Origin of the sequence: Arthrobacter sp. LFS091 (assembly GCF_047977885.1) — a bacterium.
Classification (GTDB): domain Bacteria; phylum Actinomycetota; class Actinomycetes; order Actinomycetales; family Micrococcaceae; genus Arthrobacter.
The window spans coordinates 160,017-184,028 of the sequence record NZ_JBFPFP010000009.1 but is presented as its reverse complement, the minus strand read 5'-3'; the positions used below and the strand labels follow the sequence as shown (position 1 = coordinate 184,028).

At 64.0% G+C, this 24,012-nt stretch carries 22 protein-coding genes; 9 read left to right on the top strand and 13 right to left on the bottom strand.

What is annotated here, in order from left to right; genetic code table 11:
• Positions 1–62 precede the first annotated feature (62 nt).
• Positions 63–869: an alpha/beta fold hydrolase gene (locus ACNQOP_RS17900; protein ID WP_416405325.1), complete on the bottom strand. Its 807-nt coding sequence runs from the start codon at positions 867–869 to the stop codon at positions 63–65.
• 139 nt (positions 870–1,008) lie between these two features.
• On the opposite strand from ACNQOP_RS17900, the gene ACNQOP_RS17895 reads away from it, so the two are divergent.
• The 5 genes from ACNQOP_RS17895 to ACNQOP_RS17875 all read left to right on the top strand — a co-directional run bounded on the left by ACNQOP_RS17895 (position 1,009) and on the right by ACNQOP_RS17875 (position 4,636).
• The gene (locus ACNQOP_RS17895; RefSeq protein WP_416405324.1) at positions 1,009–2,535 is read left to right on the top strand and encodes an S-layer homology domain-containing protein; all 1,527 of its coding nucleotides are present in this window, start codon (positions 1,009–1,011) and stop codon (positions 2,533–2,535) included.
• Between the two features lie 78 nt (positions 2,536–2,613).
• Positions 2,614–3,195: a DUF1349 domain-containing protein gene (locus ACNQOP_RS17890; RefSeq protein ID WP_416405349.1), complete on the top strand. Its 582-nt coding sequence runs from the start codon at positions 2,614–2,616 to the stop codon at positions 3,193–3,195.
• Between the two features lie 109 nt (positions 3,196–3,304).
• A complete protein-coding gene (locus ACNQOP_RS17885; protein WP_416405323.1) occupies positions 3,305–3,817 on the top strand; it encodes a hypothetical protein in 513 nt (170 codons plus the stop codon).
• Positions 3,818–3,895: 78 nt separating this feature from the next.
• Positions 3,896–4,312, top strand: coding sequence for a MarR family winged helix-turn-helix transcriptional regulator (locus ACNQOP_RS17880; protein WP_257371367.1), 417 nt, complete (start codon positions 3,896–3,898; stop codon positions 4,310–4,312).
• A 144-nt stretch (positions 4,313–4,456) separates the two neighbouring features.
• Entirely contained in the window at positions 4,457–4,636 is a 180-nt protein-coding gene (locus ACNQOP_RS17875; protein ID WP_235517296.1) for a hypothetical protein, read from the top strand.
• Positions 4,637–4,688: 52 nt separating this feature from the next.
• On the opposite strand, the gene ACNQOP_RS17870 is transcribed toward ACNQOP_RS17875, so the two are convergent.
• The 7 genes from ACNQOP_RS17870 to paaA form a co-directional block, all read right to left on the bottom strand.
• Positions 4,689–6,152 (bottom strand): protein adenylyltransferase SelO, encoded by a 1,464-nt coding sequence (locus ACNQOP_RS17870; RefSeq protein ID WP_416405322.1) that lies wholly within the window; start codon positions 6,150–6,152, stop codon positions 4,689–4,691.
• Positions 6,153–6,418: 266 nt separating this feature from the next.
• A complete protein-coding gene (locus tag ACNQOP_RS17865) occupies positions 6,419–7,198 on the bottom strand; it encodes an enoyl-CoA hydratase/isomerase family protein (RefSeq protein WP_235517299.1) in 780 nt (259 codons plus the stop codon).
• A 9-nt stretch (positions 7,199–7,207) separates the two neighbouring features.
• Positions 7,208–8,413 carry a 1,2-phenylacetyl-CoA epoxidase subunit PaaE gene (paaE, locus tag ACNQOP_RS17860; RefSeq protein ID WP_416405321.1) on the bottom strand — a complete coding sequence of 402 codons (1,206 nt, stop codon included), beginning with the start codon at positions 8,411–8,413 and terminating at the stop codon, positions 7,208–7,210.
• 10 nt (positions 8,414–8,423) lie between these two features.
• Positions 8,424–8,969: a 1,2-phenylacetyl-CoA epoxidase subunit PaaD gene (paaD, locus tag ACNQOP_RS17855; RefSeq protein ID WP_416405320.1), complete on the bottom strand. Its 546-nt coding sequence runs from the start codon at positions 8,967–8,969 to the stop codon at positions 8,424–8,426.
• Positions 8,970–8,974: 5 nt separating this feature from the next.
• A complete protein-coding gene (gene paaC / locus ACNQOP_RS17850) occupies positions 8,975–9,895 on the bottom strand; it encodes a 1,2-phenylacetyl-CoA epoxidase subunit PaaC (protein WP_416405319.1) in 921 nt (306 codons plus the stop codon).
• Complete coding sequence (gene paaB / locus ACNQOP_RS17845; protein WP_235517303.1) at positions 9,892–10,269, bottom strand: 1,2-phenylacetyl-CoA epoxidase subunit PaaB; 378 nt, start codon at positions 10,267–10,269, stop codon at positions 9,892–9,894. Before paaB ends, paaC begins: the two co-directional genes overlap by 4 nt.
• Complete coding sequence (gene paaA / locus ACNQOP_RS17840) at positions 10,269–11,264, bottom strand: 1,2-phenylacetyl-CoA epoxidase subunit PaaA (RefSeq protein WP_416405318.1); 996 nt, start codon at positions 11,262–11,264, stop codon at positions 10,269–10,271. The genes paaB and paaA overlap by 1 nt, the downstream gene beginning before the upstream one ends.
• A gap of 114 nt (positions 11,265–11,378) precedes the next feature.
• On the opposite strand from paaA, the gene ACNQOP_RS17835 reads away from it, so the two are divergent.
• From ACNQOP_RS17835 to ACNQOP_RS17820, 4 genes are all read left to right on the top strand, one after another.
• Entirely contained in the window at positions 11,379–13,031 is a 1,653-nt protein-coding gene (locus tag ACNQOP_RS17835; protein WP_416405317.1) for an alkaline phosphatase D family protein, read from the top strand.
• 255 nt (positions 13,032–13,286) lie between these two features.
• Complete coding sequence (locus ACNQOP_RS17830; protein WP_416405316.1) at positions 13,287–13,730, top strand: hypothetical protein; 444 nt, start codon at positions 13,287–13,289, stop codon at positions 13,728–13,730.
• A 99-nt stretch (positions 13,731–13,829) separates the two neighbouring features.
• Positions 13,830–16,574, top strand: coding sequence for a response regulator (locus ACNQOP_RS17825; RefSeq protein ID WP_416405315.1), 2,745 nt, complete (start codon positions 13,830–13,832; stop codon positions 16,572–16,574).
• Positions 16,571–17,497 (top strand): diguanylate cyclase, encoded by a 927-nt coding sequence (locus ACNQOP_RS17820; protein WP_349471594.1) that lies wholly within the window; start codon positions 16,571–16,573, stop codon positions 17,495–17,497. The genes ACNQOP_RS17825 and ACNQOP_RS17820 overlap by 4 nt, the downstream gene beginning before the upstream one ends.
• On the opposite strand, the gene ACNQOP_RS17815 is transcribed toward ACNQOP_RS17820, so the two are convergent.
• The 5 genes from ACNQOP_RS17815 to ACNQOP_RS17795 are packed head-to-tail and all read right to left on the bottom strand — an operon-like array spanning position 17,481 to position 23,993.
• Positions 17,481–18,290: a PIG-L deacetylase family protein gene (locus ACNQOP_RS17815; protein ID WP_416405314.1), complete on the bottom strand. Its 810-nt coding sequence runs from the start codon at positions 18,288–18,290 to the stop codon at positions 17,481–17,483. The two genes, ACNQOP_RS17820 and ACNQOP_RS17815, sit on opposite strands and share 17 nt — an antisense overlap.
• Positions 18,291–19,439, bottom strand: a complete 1,149-nt coding sequence (locus ACNQOP_RS17810; protein ID WP_416405313.1) for a glycosyltransferase family 4 protein — start codon at positions 19,437–19,439, stop codon at positions 18,291–18,293.
• Positions 19,436–21,799, bottom strand: a complete 2,364-nt coding sequence (locus ACNQOP_RS17805) for a lipopolysaccharide biosynthesis protein (RefSeq protein ID WP_416405312.1) — start codon at positions 21,797–21,799, stop codon at positions 19,436–19,438. Before ACNQOP_RS17805 ends, ACNQOP_RS17810 begins: the two co-directional genes overlap by 4 nt.
• A gap of 47 nt (positions 21,800–21,846) precedes the next feature.
• Complete coding sequence (locus tag ACNQOP_RS17800; RefSeq protein WP_416405311.1) at positions 21,847–23,289, bottom strand: glycosyltransferase family 4 protein; 1,443 nt, start codon at positions 23,287–23,289, stop codon at positions 21,847–21,849.
• On the bottom strand, positions 23,286–23,993 hold the full coding sequence (locus ACNQOP_RS17795; RefSeq protein WP_257371352.1) for a glycosyltransferase: 708 nt from the start codon (positions 23,991–23,993) through the stop codon (positions 23,286–23,288). The genes ACNQOP_RS17800 and ACNQOP_RS17795 overlap by 4 nt, the downstream gene beginning before the upstream one ends.
• Positions 23,994–24,012: the final 19 nt, after the last annotated feature.

Genomic DNA, 24,012 nt, shown 5'->3' with positions numbered 1-24,012 from the left:
AGTCAAACCCCACGAACGGTCCTCCGTTCGTGGGGTTTGCTTTTTCACCGCCCACCAACAACCTAGGAACCCAGAAACCCCACCACATCCCCCGCCACCCGCTCCGGAGACTCCCACAACACCAGATGCCCGGTCTCCCCGTAAATCTTCAGAAGGGAGGCGGGGATACGGGCAGCCAAGGTCTCCTGGTGCTTCCGCGGAACCAGGTGATCGTGCGCGCCCCACAGAATAAGGGTGCGAGCTGAAACATGGCCCGTTTCCGTCGGCGGAACAGCCTGATACAGCCCGCGCAGCGACGCCTTCCACACGGCCGCAGGCATGGCCAGGCCATCCTGGACCCGATCCTCGATGTAAGCGGGCGGCACAGTGTGCAGCAGTCGGTACCAGGACAGCGATTCGCGAACCCAGGATTCCGGCACAGGATCAGCCAAAGCTTCCACCTCGTCAGCGAAGGCCGGCCTACTGTGCAGGCTCAACGGGGCTCCAACCAACACCAGCGACGAGACCCGTTCCGGATACCCGACAGCCAACTGCTGCGCCACGTATCCCCCACTTGAGGAACCCAACACGTGAGCCCGGCGGACGCCCAGCCCATCGAGGACCGCCACAGCATCACGTGCCACCTCGGCCAACGAGTAACCTTCCAAAGGCTTGTCGGCACCACCGTGCCCCCGTAAGTCGGGAGCTACCAGCAGTAAATCCGAAAGCGAGGCAATCAGCCGCTCAAAACTGCGCCAGGATTCGCCCCAGGCGTGCAATAAAAGCAACGGTGCGTCGCCGTCGTAGCGCGTTTCATCAAGGCGGCCCTGAACGAAACACGGCACGCTGATCCCCGTATTCAAAGCCAGCGTCCTCACCCCGGACTCCATGGGCCCAGCGTACGCCCCGCGCCGGAAGGAAACACGGGCGTCACACCACTGCAAGGTTCCTGATTAGCTGGCCCGCGCCGGTACGATCCCATGATGTATGCGCTGCTCAGAGCGCACTAATCGAATATGGGGAACCCAGATGCCTAAGGCTCTTTCGTGGTTGGCGATCCTATCGCTGACCGCGTCGGCGGCTGTCTTTTTGCCGCAAACCGCGACGGCCTCAAACACGGCAAGCGTCGCCACACTTTTCTCTTCACTGACTGTCACCCAGGAAACTAACACCGGGTACAACCGCGACCTCTTCCAGCACTGGGTGGACGCTGACAGCAACGGCTGCGACACCCGGTCAGAGGTGCTCCAGCAGGAGTCGCTCACGCCGGTGACCTTCAATCCCGGAACCTGCACGGTGGCCACTGGCCGATGGAACTCCTGGTATGACGGAGCGACGTGGACCAACGCGTCCGACGTCGACATAGACCACCTAGTCCCACTCGCCGAAGCGTGGGGTTCCGGCGCAAGCGCCTGGACGGCCGAACAGCGCCGGGACTATGCGAACGACCTCACACTGGACGTCGGCCTGGAAGCCGTGACCGACAACGTGAACCAGTCCAAGAGCGACCGCGATCCTGCAGAATGGATGCCGCCGCTGGCCGGAACTGCCTGCAGGTACGCTACGGACTGGGTGCTGGTGAAATACCGCTGGCAGCTGACCATGGACGCGGCCGAATCCGCGGCGGTCTCGAACACGTTGCAGGGCTCGTGCGGAACCACGCAGGTCACCGTACCGGCAATCGCCATTGACACGGCCCCCACGCAACCGATCACCTTCAGCGACGTCAACTCCTCCACACAGTTCAACGTAGAGATCTCCTGGCTGGCGACACAGGGCATCTCAACCGGCTGGGTGGAAGCCAACGGCACCCGGACCTACCGGCCGCTAAACGCCGTCAACCGTGACGCCATGGCCGCCTTCCTCTACCGCCTGGCCAAGAAGCCCGCTTTCACTCCCCCGGCGACGTCGCCTTTCAGTGACATCACGCCGTCGAGCCAGTTCTACAAGGAAATCACCTGGCTGGCCGCCAGCGGCATCTCCACCGGTTGGACTGAAGCCAACGGCACCAAGACCTTCCGTCCGCTCAGCCCCGTCAACCGCGACGCCATGGCCGCCTTCCTGTACCGCTATGGAGGCAACCCAGCCTTCACGGCACCGGGAACGTCGCCTTTCCAGGATGTCCCCGTCAGCAGCCAGTTCTACAAGCAGATCACGTGGCTGGCTGCCCAGGGCATCTCCACCGGTTGGGACATCGGCTACGGCTGCCGCGCCTACAACCCGGTCCAGCCAGTGGCGCGTGATGCGATGGCCGCGTTCATGTACCGCTTCGTCAACGGTGGCAATGGCGGGATCACGGGCAGCAACTGCTCGCCTCCCCCGCCGCCCGTCGTGACGCCGCCGCCCGCGCCGAAGCCCCCGGTGACACCCCCGCCGCCGGTGGTGACGCCGCCAAAGCCGGCCAACCCGGGTGACACCAAGAACTGCAAGGACTTCAGCACGTGGCGCCAGGCCCAGGACTGGTTCAACTACTACTACCCGCACTACGGTGATATCGCCCGCTTGGACGGCGATGGCGACGGCATCGCTTGCCAGAGCCTGCCCGGTCACCCATAACTAGACGCACGACGGCGGGCCGTGGCTTGATTGCCAGGGCCCGCCGGTTGCTGCGCGAAACCAGTAACGAGGAGACCACTGATGACCGACATTCCATGGAGCCGCGGCGAATGGACCAACCAGCCGGGCGCCGTCGTCGAACTGGAAGGCGACCTCCTGGTAACCGCCGCTGAGGGCAGCGACGCCTGGCGCATCACGTCCTATGGCTTCATCCACGACACCGAACACGCCCTCCTGGCACCCTTTCCGCAGGACAGTGCCATGGAGGTCGAATTCACGGCCGCGTTTTCCCAGCAGTTCGACCAGGCGGGCATCTTCGTGCGGATCAGCCCGGAACACTGGATCAAGGCCGGCGTGGAATACGCCGACGGCGCCGCGCAGCTGGGCGCGGTTGTCACCGACCGCTTCTCGGACTGGTCCTTGGCACCCGTTCCCGACTGGAACGGGGGACGTATCCGCATACGCGTCAGCCGCGCGGGCGACGCCCTTACCATTCGGGCCGCGGCTGAAGGCGGGGAACTCCAACTGGTGCGGGTTGTGCCGCTGGAGCCGACACTGACCGCCCAAGCCGGACCATTCGCCTGCTCACCGACGCGGGACGGGCTGACGGTCCCGTTCCACACATGGCGGAGCTCTCCCCCGGACGGCCAACTTCACTGACTCGGAACTTGCGGGCCTGACCGTTCGTGAGATTATGGAGTCTTCTGCGGCCCGATGACCCAGGCCGCAACTGAGCTGGCTCCGTTACAGTCCTATGGGGGGCATCACGGTGGAAGATACTGCAAGTCTTTGGCGAACTGACCCTGCGACGTTCCGCGACGTGGTGATCAACCGCGACGCCCTGAACGAGGCCCTGGCAGGCGAGTGTCCACCAGTGGAGCGCATTCGATACCTGGCGTTGCTCCGCCGGGACACCGAGGCCTTGGATGAGGGTTTCAAGCTTCTCCCCGATTCACCCGACCGCCGGGAACTCCTCCTGATCCTCGCCCAGGTGAAGCAGCGCCAGTACCGCTGGCACGACGCCGCGGTGCTCCATGAGAAGGCACTCCGGACAGCGCGGACACCGGAAGAGGAAGCCTACGTCCGCCACCACATCGGCCGGAGGCTCTTTGATGAAGCCCGCTTCCGCTCCGCTGCCGACGAATTCCAGTGGGCCGCCGATCTCTACCGCGTCGCAGGCCAGCCTGAATCGGCCGAAGAAAACCGCCAGGCGATGCGGCACGCACTTCACGTGCACAGCGCTGAGCGCAACACGGGACACTCCGGATTCGAGCTCTCCTGACCCCACAATCCATCATCCAGCCCCTGGGATGTAGTCTTAGTAAGGAAGCTGACTATTCTTATGAGGCTGGGGGCCCGAATGCCTGACATGGACTATTGGCCAACAAGCCGGTTGCTGTCCACCGCAGCGCGGCTAGTGGAGCTTGGGTGGAACGAGCGGCTCCGCCCCTTGGGACTGACATATCCAACGGTGCTCACGCTCGATGCCTTGGCGGCTTCTGGGCCCATCTCCCCGGGCAAGCTGGCCGAAAGCATCCGTGTGCAAGCCCAAACCATGGGTCCGCTGCTGACCAGGCTGGAATCCCGGGGTTTAATCCATCGCGAGGTAAACCGTTTCGACCGGCGCGGCCAACTCGTGTCCATCACCGAGTTGGGACTGGACTTGCTGAACAAGTCCCACGGGCAGGAAAACACCGTACTCGAAGGCATCGATCTGGACTCCGAAAGCCTTCGGGCTGAACTCATTGCCATCGTTCGGGACACAAAAATCAACTAGGGGTTCACAAGGCCCACTTGGAGGAACCCGGTAGACCAAGGCAGTATGGAGTTATTCGCTGATGAAGTCCGGCGACAAGGGAAATCCATATTTCCAGCTACCGGGCGGAGCCTCACACCGCGCCCGGACAACGAAAAGGGCATCATGAGTGAACTTCGCATCGGCGACAACCTTCCCGTAGACCTCCTGAGTTTCAGGGCCACAGAGTGCTTGGTCTCGACGGGCCCCCCAGGCTCGGAAGACATGTGCATCCTGGATGACGGGCACACCGGCAGCCACTTGGCGGCAGGCCCGGGCATGGTGGTCAAAGCCATCTGGGGCTAGCAGGCAATCCCTGCCAGGTGAGGGGAAGCGAGCGGGTCTGCGCCGCTTCCCCCTACGTTCCGCAGAAAGTCCGGTACGGCCCGAAACTGTCAGGCGCGGGAGCAGCGTATTTTTCCAGGCCGGGACGTTCCTCATACGGAGACGCCAAAGCCTCGAGCAAGTCCTCCGTCGGTCCGATGTCTCCCGCTGTTGCGGCCGCGAGTGCCTCCTCCACCACGTGGTTGCGGGGAATGTAGACAGGGTTCACCGCGTCCATGGCATCCGCATCAGGCGCAAGGGCCCGCCAACGCACCAGCCACGCGTCAAAGGCGGGCAAGTCCAGCACCATGCCCCTGGCTGGCTCCGCCTGCCCCCGGCCCGCCTTGCCCAGGCTGCGGAAGAACGACGTGTAATCCGCGCGCGCCTCCTGGACCAGGTTCAGCACGTCGTCCACCAAAGGCGAGGAAACGCCGTCGTCAATCTCTTCAGGCAGCCCCAGCTTGGCCTTCATGCCGCTGAACCAGGCCGCGCTGTACTGCTGCCGGAACCCACCCAGGGCCTCAACGGCCATGGCTACCGCTTGGTCCTGGTCCTCGTGGATCAGCGGCGCAATTGCTTCGGCGAAACGTGCAAGGTTCCACTCCGCAACCACGGGCTGGTTCCGGTAGGCGTACCGGCCCATCTCATCGATGGAACTGTACACGGCCACGGGGTCGAACCCATCCATGAAGGCACACGGTCCGTAGTCAATGGTTTCGCCCGAAATGGTCATGTTGTCAGTGTTCATGACCCCATGTACGAACCCCACGAGCATCCATTGGGCCACCAATTCCGCTTGCACGGAGATGACGCTTTTCAGGAGGCCAAGGTATCGGTTGTCCTCCTCGGATGACGCCGGGTGGTGCCGTTCGATCGCATGGTCAGCGAGCCGCCGCAGCAACTCCATGTCATCGGAGGCCCGGGCATACTGGAAACTGCCCACCCGCAGATGGCTGCTGGCCACCCGGGTCATGACCGCGCCGGGCAATACCGTCTCACGCTGGACCGGGCGCCCCGTAGCGACGACGGCAAGGGAACGGGTAGTGGGAATGCCCAGCGCATGCATCGACTCGCTCACGATGAACTCGCGGAGCATAGGGCCGATGACCGCCCGGCCGTCGCCATTGCGGGCGAAAGGCGTCCGGCCCGAACCTTTCAGGTGGATGTCGCGGAGCTTCCCGTCGGCGCCCACCACCTCGCCCAGCAGCAGGGCACGGCCGTCTCCCAGCCGCGGGGAGTAAAAGCCGAATTGGTGCCCAGAGTAGCCCTGGGCCACCGGCGTCGCATCCTCCGGGACGGCGTTGCCCAGCAGCAGCCGCACGCCCTCCGGGCTCCGCAGGAAGTCCGGATCAAAACCAAGCTCGACGGCGAGTGGCCCGTTAAGTGCCAACAGCTGAGGATCCGGGGCTTCCTCCGCCCGCCACGGAATGGCCAGCTCCGGGAAGTCGCGGGCGAAATGGCCTTCGAAGGCAATGGTGGAATGCGCGATGTCACTCATTAACCAAGGATATCTGCAGCTCCGCCGGTAAAGGGCGGGGCATCAGTGCATGAAGCCGCTGCCATCCCAATCCCGGTCGAACTTCCCGCATCGGGTGCAACGCCTGTAGCGTCCGCTCCCGTCCTCCGCCGACTCGACGTGCCAAACGTGGCGGAAGTTGAGTTTGCACATAATCATCTGGAGCATGGACGCCTCCGTTCAAGGCACTACCGCGATGACCAATTTTATGACGCAACCGGACCGTGCGACAGCTTTATTCCGCGGCACTACCCCTTGAAAACCGGTGCCCGCTTCTCCTGGAACGCCTTGAAACCCTCGGCATAGTCGTCGGTCTTGCAGAGACGGGCCTGCTCGGTGTTTTCCTCCGCCATGGACGCCCAGAGGCCCAGGCGTTGGTCGCGGATGTGGGCCACGAGTTCCTTGGAGGCGTTGAAGGCCTGTGTCGCGCCCGAGGCCACGCGGGAGACAATTGCCCGCGTCTCCTCAAGCAGGACATCGGCGGGCATCGCCCGGCTGAACATTCCCTGGGCAACGGCTTCGGCACCTGAAATGAGGTCAGCCGTGTAGATGAGGTCCAGCGTGCGGTGCATGCCCAAACGCTCCGTGAAGTACCAGTGCCCACCGGAATCCAGGGTGGCGCCAAGCTTGGCAAAGGGTGAACCGAACTTCGCGTTCTCCGCCACATATACGACGTCGGTGGCCAAGAGCAGCCCCAGCCCGACACCCAAACATGCCCCATGGGCTGCGGCGAAAGTGGGAGCAGGAAACGCAGCCATCTTCTTCAACAGCGGCTCCACCAGGCCACCGAGGTATGCTTGCGCGTCATCGGATTCAGGTGTCACTGCGGCGATATCGCGGCCGGCACAGAAGGCCCTGCCCTCACCACGGAGCAGCAGCGCCCGCACCTCACCGCGTGAGGCGGCGGCAGCAGCGTCGTCGTACGCCTTATCCAGTTCGGCAAGCGCGTCCTCGTTGAGCGAGTTCAGCTTTTCCGGGATGTTGAGGACAATTTCGGCGATGCCGTTGGCAATGGAGAGCTCGATCATGGGGACTCCTTAGACGTCGAAGTCGACGGTAACTTCTTCGCTGGTGGGGTGGGACTGGCAGGTCAGGACGTAGCCCTTGTCCAACTCGTCCTGTTCAAGGGCGTAATTCTCATCCATGGTCACGGAGCCGGAGACCACCTTGGCGCGGCACGTACCGCACACGCCGCCTGCACACGCGAACGGAACGTCCGGGCGGACCCGCAGGGCAGCGTTGAGGATGGACTCGCGGGCGTGCGTGGGGCTGGCGACGTCTCCGGTCAGGCCATCGAGCTTGAAGGTGATCTTGTACGTGTCCTGAGATTCGTCAGCTATCACCGGTCGGCCGGCGTTACCTTCGGGGCGGTCCGGACGGCCGGTGGTGAACAGCTCAAAGCGGATGTGCTCCGGCTCAACTCCGCGGGCGGCAAGGGTGTCCCGGCACAGCTGGACCAATTCGAACGGCCCGCATAGGAACCACTCGTCAACATCTTCGGAGCGGATCGCGGACGAAAGGAGAGCCTGCAGCTTCTCGGAATCGATACGGCCTGTCATCAGCGGCGCGATACGCTGCTCGCGCGACAGGACGTGATGCAGTGCCAGGCGCGACGGGTACTTGTCCTTCAGGTCCGCCAGCTCTTCCAAGAACATGACGTCCATGGCGGCCTTGTTGGCGTAGACAAGATCGAACGTTGTTTCCGAGTTGGCGGCCAGCAGCGTCCGCGCAATTGCGATCACCGGGGTGATGCCCGAGCCCGCGGCGATCGCCACGAAGTTCCCCGGCTCCCCCGCCAGTTCCTCCGGGTGGTTCATGGAGTTCATGACGTTGTGCTGGACGGCCGCACCGTCCTTCCCGTGGCGTGAAATGAACGCACCCTGCGGGCTCATGACGTCCAGGACGTCTCCGGCCTTCAGCTCGGCGTTGGCCCAGGTGGAGAAGATGCCACCCAGGTCCTTCTTGATGGCTACCCGGATCTCGCTGCTGCCGTCCGCGAAACTGCGCGGCTCTGCGCAGATCGAGTAGCTGCGGCGGACCTCATGCGGCTCACCGGTTTCATCGGGCAGCGTGGTTCGCAGGGCGACGTATTGGCCAGGAAGGTAGTCATACTGGCCCGCCAGCTCAGCGGGTACACCGAACGTGACCTCAATGGCATCGTCCGTGAGGCGCCGGACTTCCGCGACGGTCAGGTTGTGGAAAGACGCACGACGGCGGCTGGCCGTCTGTGTTTCGGTGGTCATGGCTGCTTCCTTAGAGGACTTTGAAGTAGTCGAACGGTTCCTTGCAGTCCTGGCAGACGAACAGCGCCTTGCAGGACGTGGAACCAAAACGGGTGAGTTCCTTGGTGTTCAACGAGTTGCACTGCGGGCATTTGACCGCCAGGCTCAGGCGCACGGGACCGGAGTGGCCGCCGGCAGCAGCCATGCCGCTGGGCGGGGCAATCCCGTATTCCTCCAGCTTGGCTTTGCCGGACTCGGTCATCCAGTCCGTGGTCCATGCCGGGGACAACACCAGGTTCACATGGACGCTGGCGTAACCCTCCCGTTCGAAAGCCTTCCGCAGGTCGTCACCAATGGCGTCCATGGCGGGGCAGCCCGAGTACGTGGGCGTGATGGTGACCTCGACGGCGGTACCCGCCGGGCCGCCGTCGTGCGTTTCCGTCGCCCCTGTCGGGGTGACCTGAACGCCGCGAAGGATTCCCAGGTCCTCGATGGTGAGGACCGGGATTTCCGGATCGCAGACCGTGGACGCGATGTCCCAGACCCGCTGCTCTTCAGTCTTTTCCATCGTTGACATTTTGGTCACCAGCTCGCGCCGGGGTGTTCGCGGGCCAGGACCTGCATCTCGGCAAGGATGTAGCCCAGGAATTCGGAGTGCTTGCCGCGGCGGCCGCCGCCCAGGGACTGCGGAACGCCGGGGATCTCAAGCTCAGCTTCGGCCATGATTTCCCCGGTGAGGCGGTCGAATTCTGCCCGGAGGCTGGACGGCTGGACAGCGACGCCGGCCTCGGCGAGACGGGTGGTGAGCTCGTCGTCCTCGAAAATCTCGTCCACGTACGGCCACACCAGCTTGAAGCCCTGGATGATGCGTTTCCGGGACTCGTCCGTGCCACCGGCCAGGCGCAGCACCCACTGGGCGCTGTGGTCGCGGTGGTAATCCACTTCCTTGACGGCCTTCGCAGAGATGGCGGCAAGGGTGGGATCGGTCGATGCGGCGAGCGCCGTGTAGAGCTCAAACTGGTAGTAGCTCACGATGAACTGGCGGGCGATGGTGACCGCGAAGTCGCCGTTGGGCTGCTCGAAAAGGTGCGCCGAGCGGAACTCGTGCTCGCGGCGGAAGTAGGCGAGGTCGTCCTCGGACTTACCCCAGGCAGCACCTGCGTAGGTCAGGAACGAGCGGGCGTGTCCCAACTGGTCCAGGGCGATGTTCCCCAGGGCAATGTCTTCCTCAAGCTCGGGGGCACGGGAAATCCAGTGCCCCAAACGCTGGGCGAGGATCAGGCCGTCGTCGCCGATCCGGAGGGCGTACTGGGCGACGTCCTCGCTGGGCTTGACCTTCCCGCGGCTGATCTCCAGGGCGATGTCCTCGGGGCGAAGTGCGTTGCCCGGGGTAATGCGGGTGGCGCTGGCGGAACCGTCGCCTGATGCGCCGGCTCCGTGGACACCAACGGAAATGTCGCCGTGTCCCTCGATGACGAAGTCAGTGGTCTCTGGAGTGCTCACAGGTGCTTCACGCCTTCGCTCTTGGTGTAGTACGTTGCGTGGCGGTAGTCCTTGCCCTGCGGGGACTCGAAGAAGGAACCCTTGGAGTCGGGATCGCTGGAGGAAATCGCCTCGGCCGGGACAACCCAGATGGAAACGCCCTCGTTGCGGCGGGTGTAGAGATCACGCGCGTTCCGGAGGGCCATGGCCGCGTCCGGGGCGTGCAAGGAGCCGGCGTGGACGTGCGACAGGCCACGGCTGGAACGCACAAAGACCTCCCAAAGAGACCACGGCGATTCCTGGTGCTGCTCGGTGGTGGCCGCGACCTTGGGAGCCTCGCGGTTGATGTCGCTGGCGGCGCTGCCAGGTGCTTCGGGGTTTCCGTGGGGAGCCATTATGCTGCGTTCTCTTTCTGTGCTTGCTTGCGGGCGTACGCCACAGCGGCTTCGCGAACCCAGGCACCGTTTTCGTGTGCCTCGCGGCGGCGCTCGATGCGCTGCGAGTTGCAGGGACCGCGGCCGGCCAGGACTTCCTTGAACTCGTTCCAGTCCAGGGGTCCGTGTTCCCACTTCTTGGTTTCTTCGTTGAAACGGATGTCCTTGTCAGGCAGCGTCAGGCCGAGTACCCGGACCTGTTCCACCATCATGCCGACGAACCGGCTGCGCAGTTCGTCATTGCTGAAGCGCTTGATGTTCCAGGCCATTGACTGCTTGGAGTTGGGGGAATCCTCATCCGGCGGGCCGAACATCATCAGCGACGGTGCGTACCAGCGGTTCACTGCGTCCTGGGCCATCTGCTTCTGCGCAGGCGTGCCGTTGGAGAGTTCAAGCAGGATCTCGAACCCTTGGCGCTGGTGGAATGATTCTTCCTTGCAGATGCGCACCATTGCGCGACCGTAAGGACCGTACGAGGCGCGGCAGAGGGGCACCTGGTTGCAGATGGCGGCACCATCGACAAGCCAGCCGATGGCTCCCATGTCGGCCCATGAAATCGTGGGGTAGTTGAAGATGGAGGAGTAGCGGGCCTTGCCGGCAATCAGGTCTTCCATCATCTGGTCCCGGGACTGGCCCAGGGTCTCAGCGGCGGAGTAGAGGTACAGGCCGTGGCCCGCCTCGTCCTGGACTTTGGCCATGAGGATGGACTTGCGCTTCAGGCTCGGCGCGCGCGTGATCCAGTTGGCTTCGGGCTGCATGCCAATGATTTCCGAGTGTGCGTGCTGCGAGATCTGGCGCAGCACGGTCTTGCGGTAAGCCGCAGGCATCCAGTCGCGCGGCTCGATGCGCGAGTCCTCCGAAATGATGCGATCAAAATACGCCTGTCCGGCTGCCTCCCGCTCCTGCTCTTCCGGGGACAGCTCAGCGGGCACTGACTGCAGATTCTGCGATGCCATGGTTGCTCCTAATAAATTACCGACCGTTCGTTCAGAATATGCGGAGCGGCTGTTTTCAGTCAAGGTCCACTTCCAACTCACCTGCCGTTCACTGGGACTGGCCACAGTGGGACCATGACTGACTTCACACGCCGCACCCTGGTCAAGACCTCCCTTGCAGGCCTCACGCTCGCGGGCATCGCCAGCGGAACCACTCCGGCCTACGCCGCCATCCCCCTGGTCCGCAAAAGGCTCACACTCCCCACCGGCATTGCCACCGGCGACGTCACCACCGACTCCGCCGTCCTCTGGTCCCGTGCCTCCGGCCCCGGCCGAATGACAGCCACCCTCAAGGCCGTGGACAGCGCAGGAGAAATACTTCGCGGACGCTACGGTTTCACCCGCACCCTGAGGGGCCCGCTGGCCACTGACGCCAGCGACTTCACCGCCAAAATCCAAGCCACCGGCCTTCCCGCGGGTACGCGGTTCGCGGTGGAACTCACTTTCGAAGACGAGAACGGGTCCGGCGAAGCGGTACGCGGTACGTTCAGCACGGCACCCGGAGCAACGAACGGAAAGAACGACGGCGGTGCTGAAGCAGCCCGCGGAGGCGGCGGCTCGTCGTACCCCCAAACGTTCGTATGGACCGGCGATACCGCCGGCCAAGGCTGGGGCATCAACGAAGACCTCGGCGGCATGCGCGGCTACAAAGCCATGCACGCCACCAAACCGGACTTCTTCATCCACTCCGGCGACACCATCTACGCCGACGGTCCCATCACAGCCACCGTCACCGAAAAGGACGGCCAGGTGTGGCGGAACATCGTCACTGAAGAAGTGTCCAAAGTAGCCGAAACCCTCAAGGAATTCCGGGGCCGGCACCGCTACAACTCAATGGACGCCAACATGCGCGCCATGTTCGCCGACGTCCCGGTCATCGCGCAATGGGACGACCACGAAACCCACAACAACTGGTACCCCGGACAAATCCTGGACGATGCCCGCTACACAGAACGGAACGTCAACACCCTTGCCGCCAGGGGCCGCCAGGCATGGCAGGAGAACATGCCGATCGCCGACGCCGCTGCACTCTGGCGTCCCGGGAAGGTCGACGCCGGCCAATACCAGCCTGCGCGCATCTACCGCAGGATTTCGCGCGGCCCGCAGCTGGACATCTTCTGCCTGGACATGCGCACCTTCAAGTCCCCCAACACCGACGGCAAGGAACCATACACCACCAACATCCTGGGCCAGGAGCAGGTGGACTGGCTGATCAAGGAGGTCCGCAAATCCAAGGCAACATGGAAAGTCATCGCGGCCGACCTGCCGCTGGGAATCATCGTCCCTGACGGCGCCGTAAACCAGGAAAGCCTGTCCAACCGCGACAACGGGGCGCCCCTGGGCCGCGAGCTGGAGATCGCCGGCGTGCTCAGCGCCTTCAAGAAACACGGCGTAAAGAACACAGTGTGGCTCACCGCTGACGTCCACTACTGCGCCGCGCACCACTACTCACCCGAACGCGCATCCTTCACCGACTTCGACCCCTTCTGGGAGTTCGTTGCCGGCCCCATCAACGCGGGTTCGTTCGGTCCCAACGACATGGACGGAACGTTCGGGCCCGAAGTGGTGTTCTCCAAAGCCGGGCGATTCCCCGGCGAGTCACCGCGCGATGGCGAGAACCAGTACTTCGGGCACGTCGAGATCGCCACCGACGGCGTCTTCACCGTGAGCCTCCGCAACGCCCTGGGCGCAGTGCTGTATTCGAAAGCCCTCACGCCACAGCGCTGACTCCCTGCGAGGAGCCGGCCAGCCCAACCAGGGAGCAGCCCGCGCGTCCAAAATGCGCTCGCCTGCTGCCTGGTTGGGCATGTACGGCGTATGCTCTCCTCAGCGCAAAGGCAAGACGCGTTGTTCGCTTTTGGTGGGGCCACTTTCGAAGGCAGGGGTTCAGTGGCAGGAGTGAAGCATGGGGTTCTTCAGGAGCGCTCGTTCGGGCGGCAGGGATGGCCACTCTTTCTGGTGCCCGTCGCTTTGTGTTTGACATTGCTGGCTGTCGGTTTGGCCAGCGGAGCAGGAACGACGACGGCGCAACTCGCCGGCGATCTGGCCATCCTTCTCGCTGCACTCACCGCACTGACCACCCACACCCGCGCCGTACTCAAAAAGCGCGTCAACACCCTGGGCCAATGGTTCGTGGTGGCCGGCCTGGCGCTCTGGTCAGCCGGCCAGGCGGTGTGGACCGTCAACGGCATCACGCTCAACCACGAATATCCTTTCCCGTCCCTCGCCGACATCGGCTTTGTTTGGTACGCGCTCCCCGTTTCCGTTGGCTTGGTGCTGCTGCTCCGCGGCCAAGGGCTGCGGCTCCCCCTGCGCCGGACCATCCTGGACGCCGGCGTCGTAGCGAGTTCCACCTTCTTCATCGCATGGAGTTCTGTTCTGGGGCCTTTGGCGGCCGACAAAGATGGTCAGGACGATTACCACTGACACCATCAGGACGTCGGCAATGGGGTAGGCCATCTGAGTCGCGCGGGCGAAGGCATCCGGGTGAGGGCCGCCCGCGGTCGGAGGCTGCCTTGGCTGAGCATGGGACTCGGGTTCTGGATCCTGGCCATTACCGACCTGGCGTACATGCGCTTCACCCTGGAAGGCATCACGGGTGTCACCGGATCCCCCCTGGCCCTGGGGTGGGTGCTCGCCTTCCTTCTGGTAGGACTCAGCCCGCTGCTCCCCGAAAACACCAGCATGCGGAAGGACGGCCGCATCTACGCTGCGGCGTTGGAACTCCTCCCCTACCTGCCCGTCTTCAGCGCAGTGTTCTTCTCCCGCAGCCGCCCCATTGGCGAAGACCCCATCCTGTTGGTCACCGGCCTCGTAGTAGTGGGCTTCGTGATCGTGCGGCAGGTGCTGATCGTCGTCGAAAATGTGACCCTGACCCGGGACCTTGAAACGAAGGTAGCCCAGCGCACGGCGGAACTTGAAGGCCTCGGCGCGATCGTCAACTCCTCAGGCGATGCCATCATTGGCGAGACCCCCGATGGAGTAATCACCAGCTGGAACCCCGGCGCCGAACGTATCTTCGGCTACCCGGCCTCGGAGGCACTGGGCCGGAAAGGCGACTTCTTTGTTCCACGGCACCTGGTGGACACAGAGCGCATGACCTTCGAAAACACCGCGCAAAGCGGCGAAGTGCATAACTACGAATCCCTCAGGCTCCGCGGCGACGGCACCACCATCCCCGTCTCGGTAACCCTGTCCCCCATCCGCAGCGAGTCCGGCATCCGGGGCGTCGCAACCATTTCACGGGACATCACCGAACGCCGTGCCGCCGAAGCCGAACTGCTGGCGGCGCGCGAAGCCGCCCTGGAAGCCAGCCGCCTCAAATCAGAGTTCCTGGCCACCATGAGCCACGAAATCAGGACACCCCTCAACGCCGTGATCGGGCTGACCTCCCTCATGATGGACACTCCCCTCAGCAAGGGACAACGGCAGTACGCCCAAGGCGTGAAGAGCGCCGGCGAGGTCCTCCTGACCCTCATCAACGACATCCTGGACTTCTCCAAACTGGAGGCAGGGAAGGTGGACCTGGACGTCAATGCGTTCGACCCCCGGGCCTTGGTGGACGAAGTGGCGGGACTTGTCGCCGAGGCCGCCCAGGCCAAGAACCTGGAACTCATCTCCTACTGCCACCCTGCCGTTCCGGAACGGCTCATGGGCGACGCCGGACGCATCCGGCAAATCCTGGTAAACCTCGCCTCCAACGCGGTGAAGTTCACCCCGGCCGGTGAAGTGGAAATCCAGGTCTCGGTCCTCAGCGAAGACAAGGACAAAGCCTCACTCCGCTTCGAAGTCCGGGATACAGGAATAGGCATCAGCGCCGAAGACCACCACAAACTGTTCCAATCCTTCGCCCAAGCGGACGCCTCCACCACGCGACGCTACGGTGGTACCGGCCTGGGCCTGGCCATCTCACGCCGGCTCACGGAAGTCATGGGCGGGGAAATCGGTCTCGACAGCGAGCCCGGAAACGGCAGCAAATTCTGGTTCGTGCTGGACCTGCCCATCGGGCCCCCGACGTCGGACACCGCTGCCCTGCCCGCCTCCCTCTCAGGCCGCAAGGTACTGGTGGTCGACGACAATGCCACCAACCGCCTGGTGCTCGAAACCCAGCTGGCCAGTTGGGGAATGATGCCCGTCGCCGTGCCCGATGCCGCCAGCGCCATCCGCGAATACCGCTCGGCCATCTCAGCCTCCGAACCCTACGACATTGCCGTGGTGGACATGTGCATGCCGGACACCGATGGACTGGAACTCGCGCGGCAAATCAACCATGAAAGCAACGGTTCCGGCGGCCCCGGCATCATCCTGCTGACCTCCACCATGATGGTGGACAGGCAAGACCTCGTCGCGGCCGGGATCCGGGAATACCTCACCAAGCCCGTGCGCAGCTCCGAGTTCTACAACCGGATCCTGCGGGTCATGTCCACCAGGACAATGGGCACAGCTTCCCCGGCCGCCCCCTCCAATGCAGCTGCGGCATCGCCGTCCCAGGAACACCGGGCCGGCAGGCTCCTGGTGGCAGAAGATAACCAGGTCAACCAACTCGTGGCACGCGGCATGGCCAACAGGCTCGGCTACGACGTGGACATCGTCGAAGACGGCGCCCAAGCCGTTGAAGCTGCGCTCACCGGCGCCTACGCCGCCGTCCTCATGGACTGCCACATGCCCGTCATGGACGGCTTCGATGCAACCAAGGCCATCCGTTCTCGCATGGGAAACGATTCCCGGATCCCCATCATCGCCATGACCGCCGGGGCACTGAATGAGGACCGCGAACGCTGCTTCGCCGCCGGCATGGACGACTACGTCAGCAAACCCGTAGACCTGGACACCTTGCGGGAAGTCCTCGGCCGCTGGGTGCCGGACGCCGAACCGCTGCAGGCGGCGGCAGCACCGCCGTCGAACGCTGTTGTTTTGGATGAGCAACGGCTGCAGATCCTCCGCGAACTCGGACCCGAAGATGGTCTGGGCCTGCTGCCCGACGCGATCAAGGCATTCAGGGAGGACGCGCTAGGCGCCCTGGAAAAGCTCCAATCCGGCCTGGACGCCGGACAAGCCGCTGCCGTGGAGGCAGCCGCTCACAAACTCGCCGGTGCAGCAGCAAACATTGGTGCGGTTGGCGCAGCGGATCTTTGCAGGAACCTGGAGCGGCTCGGGCGGGCAGGCGGCCCTGACATCGCTGCTACCGGACCAGGGCTTCTGCTCGAACTCAGGGCGGAACTCGCCCGGGTCAATGATGCCCTTGGGCGCACACTCTTGGGAGCCCCATGAAAGTACTGATCGCCGACGACGACCAGATCTCCCGGATGATCACCAAGGCCGCCGTCGAACAGTCGGGCCACGAATGCCTCGTGGCCGTGGACGGTGACTCAGCCTGGGAGCTGTACCTGGCGCACGCACCGGAGGCGGTAGTCACCGACCTGATGATGCCCGGCATGAACGGGCTTGATCTGTGCAGGGCGATCCGTTCCTCCGAGGATGACAACTACACCTACGTGATCCTGGTGACCTCGCATGGATCACGGAAGGACGTGCTGGCGGGAATGGAAGCCGGGGCGGACGATTACGTCACCAAGCCCCTGGACCCCTTCAACCTGCACATCCGGCTCCTTGCTGCCCAGCGGATCACGTCCTTGCACTCCGACCTGGCCAAGTATCGGACCGCCCTGAGCAACCAGGCCCGGACTGATCCCCTGACCAAGCTGCACAACAGGCTCAAGCTGACCGAAGACCTCGGTGAACTGCACAATCCGGCTGGCAACACGCCCAAGGACTACTGCCTCGCCATGGTGGACGTGGACAACTTCAAGAGCTACAACGACATCTACGGGCACCAGGCAGGCGATGCGGCCCTGGTCGCCATCGCCGCCACGTTGGCCCGCGAAGTCCGGGAATCCGACGGCGTCTACCGCTTTGGCGGCGAAGAATTCCTGCTGGTGCTGGGGGAACAGTCAGAGGAAACCGCCGCCGTGATCCTGGAACGGGTCCGATCCGCCGTGCACGGTTTACAGATCGAGCACTCGGGCGACCCCGACGGTGTCCTGACCATCAGCGCCGGGGTGGCTGCCTTCGACGAAGGGCATCGGGCCGGCGCTGAGCAGCTCCTGCGCGAGGCTGACCTCGCCCTGTATGCGGCCAAGGCGTCCGGCCGGAACCGTGTGACGCTCGCGAGCGCCCTCACCGCTGAGCGTTGATCACACCGGGAACAAAGTACGTTTCCGGTTTCACGGGGATTTCGCCGTCGGGGAAGAGTGCGTCAGCTTGCGTGGCGTACTCCCTGATTCGAGGCGGCTTCGCGGACAGCCCCTGCTCCCACGACCACGGCACGAAGCCCAATCCCTGCATATGGGGTTCGTCCGGTTGCTGGGTCAGGTCGTACGGAAAATCCGAATACAGGACCAGGTTGTCCGCGTGGCCTTCGCCGAGCTCACGGGTAATGAGGTGGTCCACGTGCTTGCCCACTCCCGCAGGGCAAAAGAGCAGCTCGGCTTTGGTGTGGACCAGGAGCTCTGCGACGTCGGAGCGAAGGTTCCGGATAAGCGAGCTGTCACCCCTTGCTATCCGGCCCATGGCGATATCGAACCGGTACGTGGGGTAGCGGTGGGTGAACTCGGGGAGGAGCCTTTCCCAGGCGCTGCTTCCCAGCCGTACGGGCTTGCGGCGGCGCCGGAAAAGGGCGTCGACCTCCCCCAGGTGGATGGACTGGATGCCCATTCCTTTCAAGACGGCCCTGTCCTCCGCTTGCCGGGCCGCGTACAGTTGGGCAGCGTCGTCGATGGTGCACTGGCGCAAGAAGGAACGGGCTGCCCTGGTATGGGGCCGATGCGCGGCCTCTGTGAAAATCGTTGCCACGATGATCTGACGGCCGCGGGCTTGCGCCTCCATGAGCGCACCGCAGGACAACACCGCGTCATCCAGATGGGGTGAAAGGAACAACCATGGCGCGTCGCCTTCCAGCGAACGTTCGATCCTGGTTCGGTACGGCATTCAAGCCCTTTCATGGGTGGTGGGTCTGCGCTGATCCGTGTGGGCGTCACTGAGCGCGGCCAAGGAGTCGTTGTAGGACTGGGCCTGCTTCGCGGCAAGGGCGTCCCAGTTGTAGCCGGTCGCGAACTCCCGCCCGAGCGCGGCCGCCTGTTCCAATCCCGGCTGGGCGTATCTGAGGGCGATTTCCTCCGCGAAGGCATCCACATCGAAGGCTTCCACGAGCCACCCCGCGCCGGGCGGCACGATTTCACGGAGGCAAGGGATGTTGAAAGTGATGACAGGGGTGCCGGTGGCCAACGCATCGATAGCCACCAGGCCGAACGTCTCATGGCGTGAAGGCACCACCACCAGCCGGGCATTGCTGAGCGCCTGGAACTTCTCCTCGCCGCTAAGCCAGCCGAGCATCCTTACCCTGTGGGTGAGCCCCGCATCACGGATGGCCTCCCGAAGCCGCGCTTCGTCCGGGCCTGAACCCGCAATCAGCAAATCGCCATCGACACGGTCGCAGCACCGGCTCCAGGCTGCCAAGAGAAGGTCCAGGCCCTTATGCCCATACTCCAAGCGGCCGATGAAGAGGACATCCTTGCCCAAGCGCGGCTCCGGTATCCATGCGGCCGGGTCAACCCCATTACCAATCACGTCCACATGGACGTCCGGGTTTATTCCTGTCAGGCGGTCCGCTATTCCTTGCGAAACGGAGATCAGGCGTCGGTGCTTCCGGACACCCAGACGTTCCATCCAATGCAGAGGCAGTTTGTACTGCCGCGCCTTATCCTCGGCATGCAACCACTGCACCACACCCACGGTAGGGCGGCCCGTCCACAACGGCGCGGCCATGGTGGAGAACGGGGCGAAGAAATCTTCCACCACCAAATCCGCCATGTCACGACGCCGACGAACCTCGAAAGGCAAGCGCGCCACATACGCCACCAGGCGGCTCAGCCTGTTCCTTCCCGAACCGAACCCGATGGGTACATAGTGCACACCGTCCTGGACCCGTTCCTGCCAGCCCGGGTAACGGGTAGTCAACACCGTGACGTGGAAACCTTGCGCTGCAATGCGGCGGTTGATCTCGTGGGTACGGACCGAACCCCCACCCGCGCCGGGCATTTGCGGGTCCTCAAAACCCAGATGCAGAACCCTCATCATTGCCTTTCCGTTCTGTAGACCTTGCTGGCCGTGGAGAACCGCGCAGCAAGCTCCACCACCATCACGGCCCCGCAGATTGCACCAGCCACCGCAACTGCGTACACGAACTCTTCAGTGAGCGTTCCCAGCAGTGCGGTCCAAGCGCCCGATGCCCCCAACGCCAGGCCACCCAATCCGAGGAGACGCCGCCCAGCGTGGCCGCTGAAACACAAAACAACGCCTGCCAAAGCGCACCACACCAGCAGGGCGTGCCCCGTGCCGCTGAGTCCGATCACCTCTTTGGCAATCCGCGGCACTCCTTGGAACCCGTGGCCTGTGGCGTAGCCGTGGGTGGCCGCCACCATGACGTAATCCGCGTACAGCACCACCGCGAAACCTGTGACCATCACGGCCTGGCGCCACGAAAGGGTCCTCTTCCACACCGTTGCTACGATCACGGGGGCCACGACCCAGATGAAGGACACGTCCAGACTGATGGCGCAATAGCCCAATAAGACCCCGGCCCCCGCCGGCTTCAGGAAAGACTGCCACCCGGCCGGGACACCAGCCCCGGGACCTGTGAGGAGCAAAGGCGCCGCGAGTGCCGCCACCATCCCTGACGCCTCAAGGAATGTCGGGTTTCCGATGCGCAAGAGCAACGGTTCGACGATCACCACCACGGCGGCCAGCCACGCGGCAGCAGTTGACGACAGCCTGCGGGCCACGAGGAAACACAGCCCCACCCCCACAGCGCCCATCACAGCGTCCAGCCAGCGAAATTGGAACGCCGCTTCCATGCCCTCGCCAAACCTGAGCGTGAGCCCGAACGCTGCGGCAACCACCACGATAAATGCGGTCAGGTTGCCTGCGAGCGCCCGGGCAGCCCACGTGGGCCGTGTTTTCACCGTGGAGCGGCGACCGGAGGTGCCGGTATGGTCACCGGCCGGACGACGCCGGGCCAGCCTGAAGTCGTTCTTGTGGGGCAAAAGGTTTCGTTGGTGTGCCAGGACCGCGACCCCGCTGATTCCGGCCAGGACGAGCCACAGCAGGGGCTGCAGCCAGGAAGCAACTGCCAGGACGACGATCAGGCCGGCCGCCAGCAGTATGAACTGTCCGGCACCCTTCCCGGGGCGGGCTTCCGTCAGCACGGGCCACGCCAAAACCACCAGGACCACCCCTGACAGGACCGCCCCCGCCGCTGAGCCCACGGCCAGGCCGGTGACTGCATCCAACTGCCATCCGGCCCATAGTCCGCCCACCACCAGGAGGCACGAACAAGCCAATCCCAACTGGCAACGGCGATAGGCACGCATGGCCAGGAGGATGGTGGACAGGACCATCAGGACTGCATAGCCAAGGCCCGAGGCGGCAAGCCACGGCAGCAGCTGGAGGGAACCGTGGTATTTCGGTGGAACTATGATGCCCGCCATGACGGGCGGTGCCGTGGCGATGATGGCGAAAGCGACAACCACGAGCTGCCCGAAGGAGGCAAAAGATGCACGCAGCACCTCCTCTGTCCTGGCGCCGGGGGTGCGCAACAGGGGAAATGCCACCAAAGCCGTTCCAGCCGCCACGTAGACAGGACCCTTGGCGATGGTGGCCAGCGCCTGGAACCCCGCAGCCGCGGCAGAGCCGTTGTCCAGGAACCCCACCACCACGACATCGACTCCCACCAGCACCGACACGACGCACAGTACGGAAGCGATATCGCTGGTTTCGGCCCATCGCCATTTGTCGAGGAGCACTCGTGGCCTCCAACGGAGGTCCCGGTAGAACGACCGTGGCACCACCAAGGGCGCGAAACACGCCACGACGAAGCCCAGGACTGCTCCCCCGGCACCCCACGCCATCACGATCACCAGAAGGCTGAAGAGCAGCCTGAGGACTACCTCACCTATGGTGGACGCTGCGTACCACCTGAAGCGGAGCTCGCCCTGCAACCATCCGGCGGGCGCATTGACAATGAAGATTGCCAAGGCAGCCAAAGCCACTGCGGCCGCCAGCGCAGGCGTTGCCAGCGCCAGGGTCACTGTCCCGGTGACGGTTGCCGCCAGCAGGCCTGCCAGGAAGGAGACGAAGACCGAGAAAGCTACTCCGTCCTGCCGTTCCCGGGAACCTTCGGGATGGACCGCGACCACATGCGACAAGGGCAGCGGGACCAGCGCATTGGCGACGATTCCCACCACCCCCAGAATCATCGCGGCCGCGGCGAACAGTGTGTAATCCGCCGTCCCCAGCATGTTCGCCATGAGAAGGGTGCAGGCATAACTCACCACGCCCACAATCCCCGCCGAGACCGCCAGGAAGCCGCTGTTCTCCGCGATCTTTACGTCGTCAGCGGGCGCTTTGTCCCGGCGTTCGGCCCTTGGCCTGATGGGCACGCCAGTGAGTGGTCTTTCCAGGTACACCTCCACGTAGGGACCGCCCGCTACTGGCCATCTACGGCATCGACGGGAGCAAAGGAACTCCCGGGACCCGCAAGCAAGGTGTTGGGTCCTGCCGGACGGAGTTCGACGGTCTCCACGCCAATCTGTTTCAGGGCAGCGAAGGCCTCGAACTCGTCACGGCCTTTCATCATGACCGAAATATGGCCGTCGTCCGTCAGCGCTACTTCGTCTGTTGCCCGCAGGACAGCCCTGAGGTCCGCCCCCGCAGGGAGTTCGAAACGAACCAGCGTGGAAAGATCCGAGTGCAAGGAGCGCAGGTCCCCGCCCTCGCGTCGTGCCTTTTCCTCCTCCAGCAGGACACCGGTGAGGAGCCTGGTGCTGCGGTCCCAGGTGAAGCAGCTCGCCCATTCCTTGCATTCCACGGAAACGTCCCTGGCCGCGTCAGGCTCGGCCAGGGCCGACAACGCCTCGACCAGGGCCGCCCCAAACTCTTTGGGGGTATCGGCCAACCAACCGGTCCTGCCGTCCAGCACGGAGTCCCTAATACCGGGTACGCGCAAGCCCAGGCAGGGCACGCCCCACGCTGCGGCCTCGATGACTGAGCATCCCCAGCCTTCCGAGGCCGAGGTGGAAGCAGTAAGCCAGGCCCTGCCCAGCAGTTCGTCACGGACGTCGTTGGGCTGGTACCCGTGGAACGTCACCGCATGGTCCAGCCCCAAGTCCATGGCCAATTGCTGCAGGCGTGCCCGTTCCGGCCCGTCGCCGACGATGTCCATCCGCAGTTTGGGGATGCTCCTTGCGGCCACTGCGAATTGTCCCAGCAGCAGGTCCAGCCGTTTGTGCGGAACCAAGCGGCTGACGACGGCGATGGTGGGCCTGAGCGCGCGGCCGGAAACCTCGTGCGGGCTATCAATGGTGCCGTTGGGCACCACGTGGATCGGTCCGGTGAACCCTAGCTTGCGAAGTTCCAGCCGCGTGGAGGCAGAGACCGCCACGATGGAGCGCTGCCCGTACACGGACTTGGCCCCTGAGCTTTCCAGGAACCGGCCCACCGCGGCCATGGGTGGAGAGAACTTGGTACGGAACTGTTCCTGATGGACATGGTGGATCAGCTGGATGATCGGAATATCCCGCCGGAGGAACAAAGGAGAGAAGAACGGAATCCCGTTCTGGCAATCCACTACGGCATCAAACTGCCCACTGGTCCGCAGAAGCCGCATCGCCGAATGCGCATAAATGGAGAGGGTTCCGCCTCCGCGCAGAATCCGGATGCCGTCAATGAGGTCCTCCGCCGACTGACCGGCGTCGCGTCCCGTGAACCAGGTGACCTGTACTCCGTGCTGCACCCATCTCCTGGAGATTTCATGCATGTATTGCTCCGCGCCACCAGCCTGTGAGTGCTTGATGTCGCGCCAGTTGAGGACCAGCAGATGCTTCCCCGCGAGCCGGGAGGGAGAGTTCAGATCGGGTAGAGCAAAGGTCATGGTGTTGCTTTCTGGAGTTGAAGCACCGAGGCAAAGCTGGCAACTCCGTCCTGGAACGGGCGGAACGTAGACTCCGCACCATCGGTCCACGCCACCGGCAGTTCGATAATGCTGGCGTCGTTGTCCTGGAGCCGAAGAAGGAGCTCGACATCAAAGGCGAACCCGGTGCTGCGGCACTGCACCATGGCAGCTGTCAGGGCATCGCGTTCAAAGAATTTGAAGCCGCACTGGGTGTCCTGGATGCCCTTGACCTTGGACCGGGTCAGGACCCGGAATGCTGTGCCGCCCACCCGGCGACCGATGTGCTGGGGACGCACAAAGGTGGAGCCAGGAGCATGGCGGGATGCGATGACGGCCGCTGCCCCGTTGGACAGATAGGACATGGTTTCAGTGAGCGTTTCCAGGGGAGTGGCCAGATCGGCGTCAAAGAAGCCTGTGAACCTGGACGTTCCGCTGAGGAGTCCGCGGCGGACTGCCGCTCCCTTGCCGCGGCGCGAACAACCCACCACAGAGATGGGTACGACGCCCCCTTTCTCACGGGAGATCCTGCGAACAACCGCAGCCGTTTCATCAACGCTGCCGTTGTCCACCACAACGATGCGCGATGACCAAGGCTGGGTAGCCAGGAAATCGGCCGTCTGCCGGAGGGTGCCTGGAATCCTGGCGGCCTCGTTGTAAGCCGGGATGACAACCTCGAGATCCACACGGGAGCGCCGCAAAGTC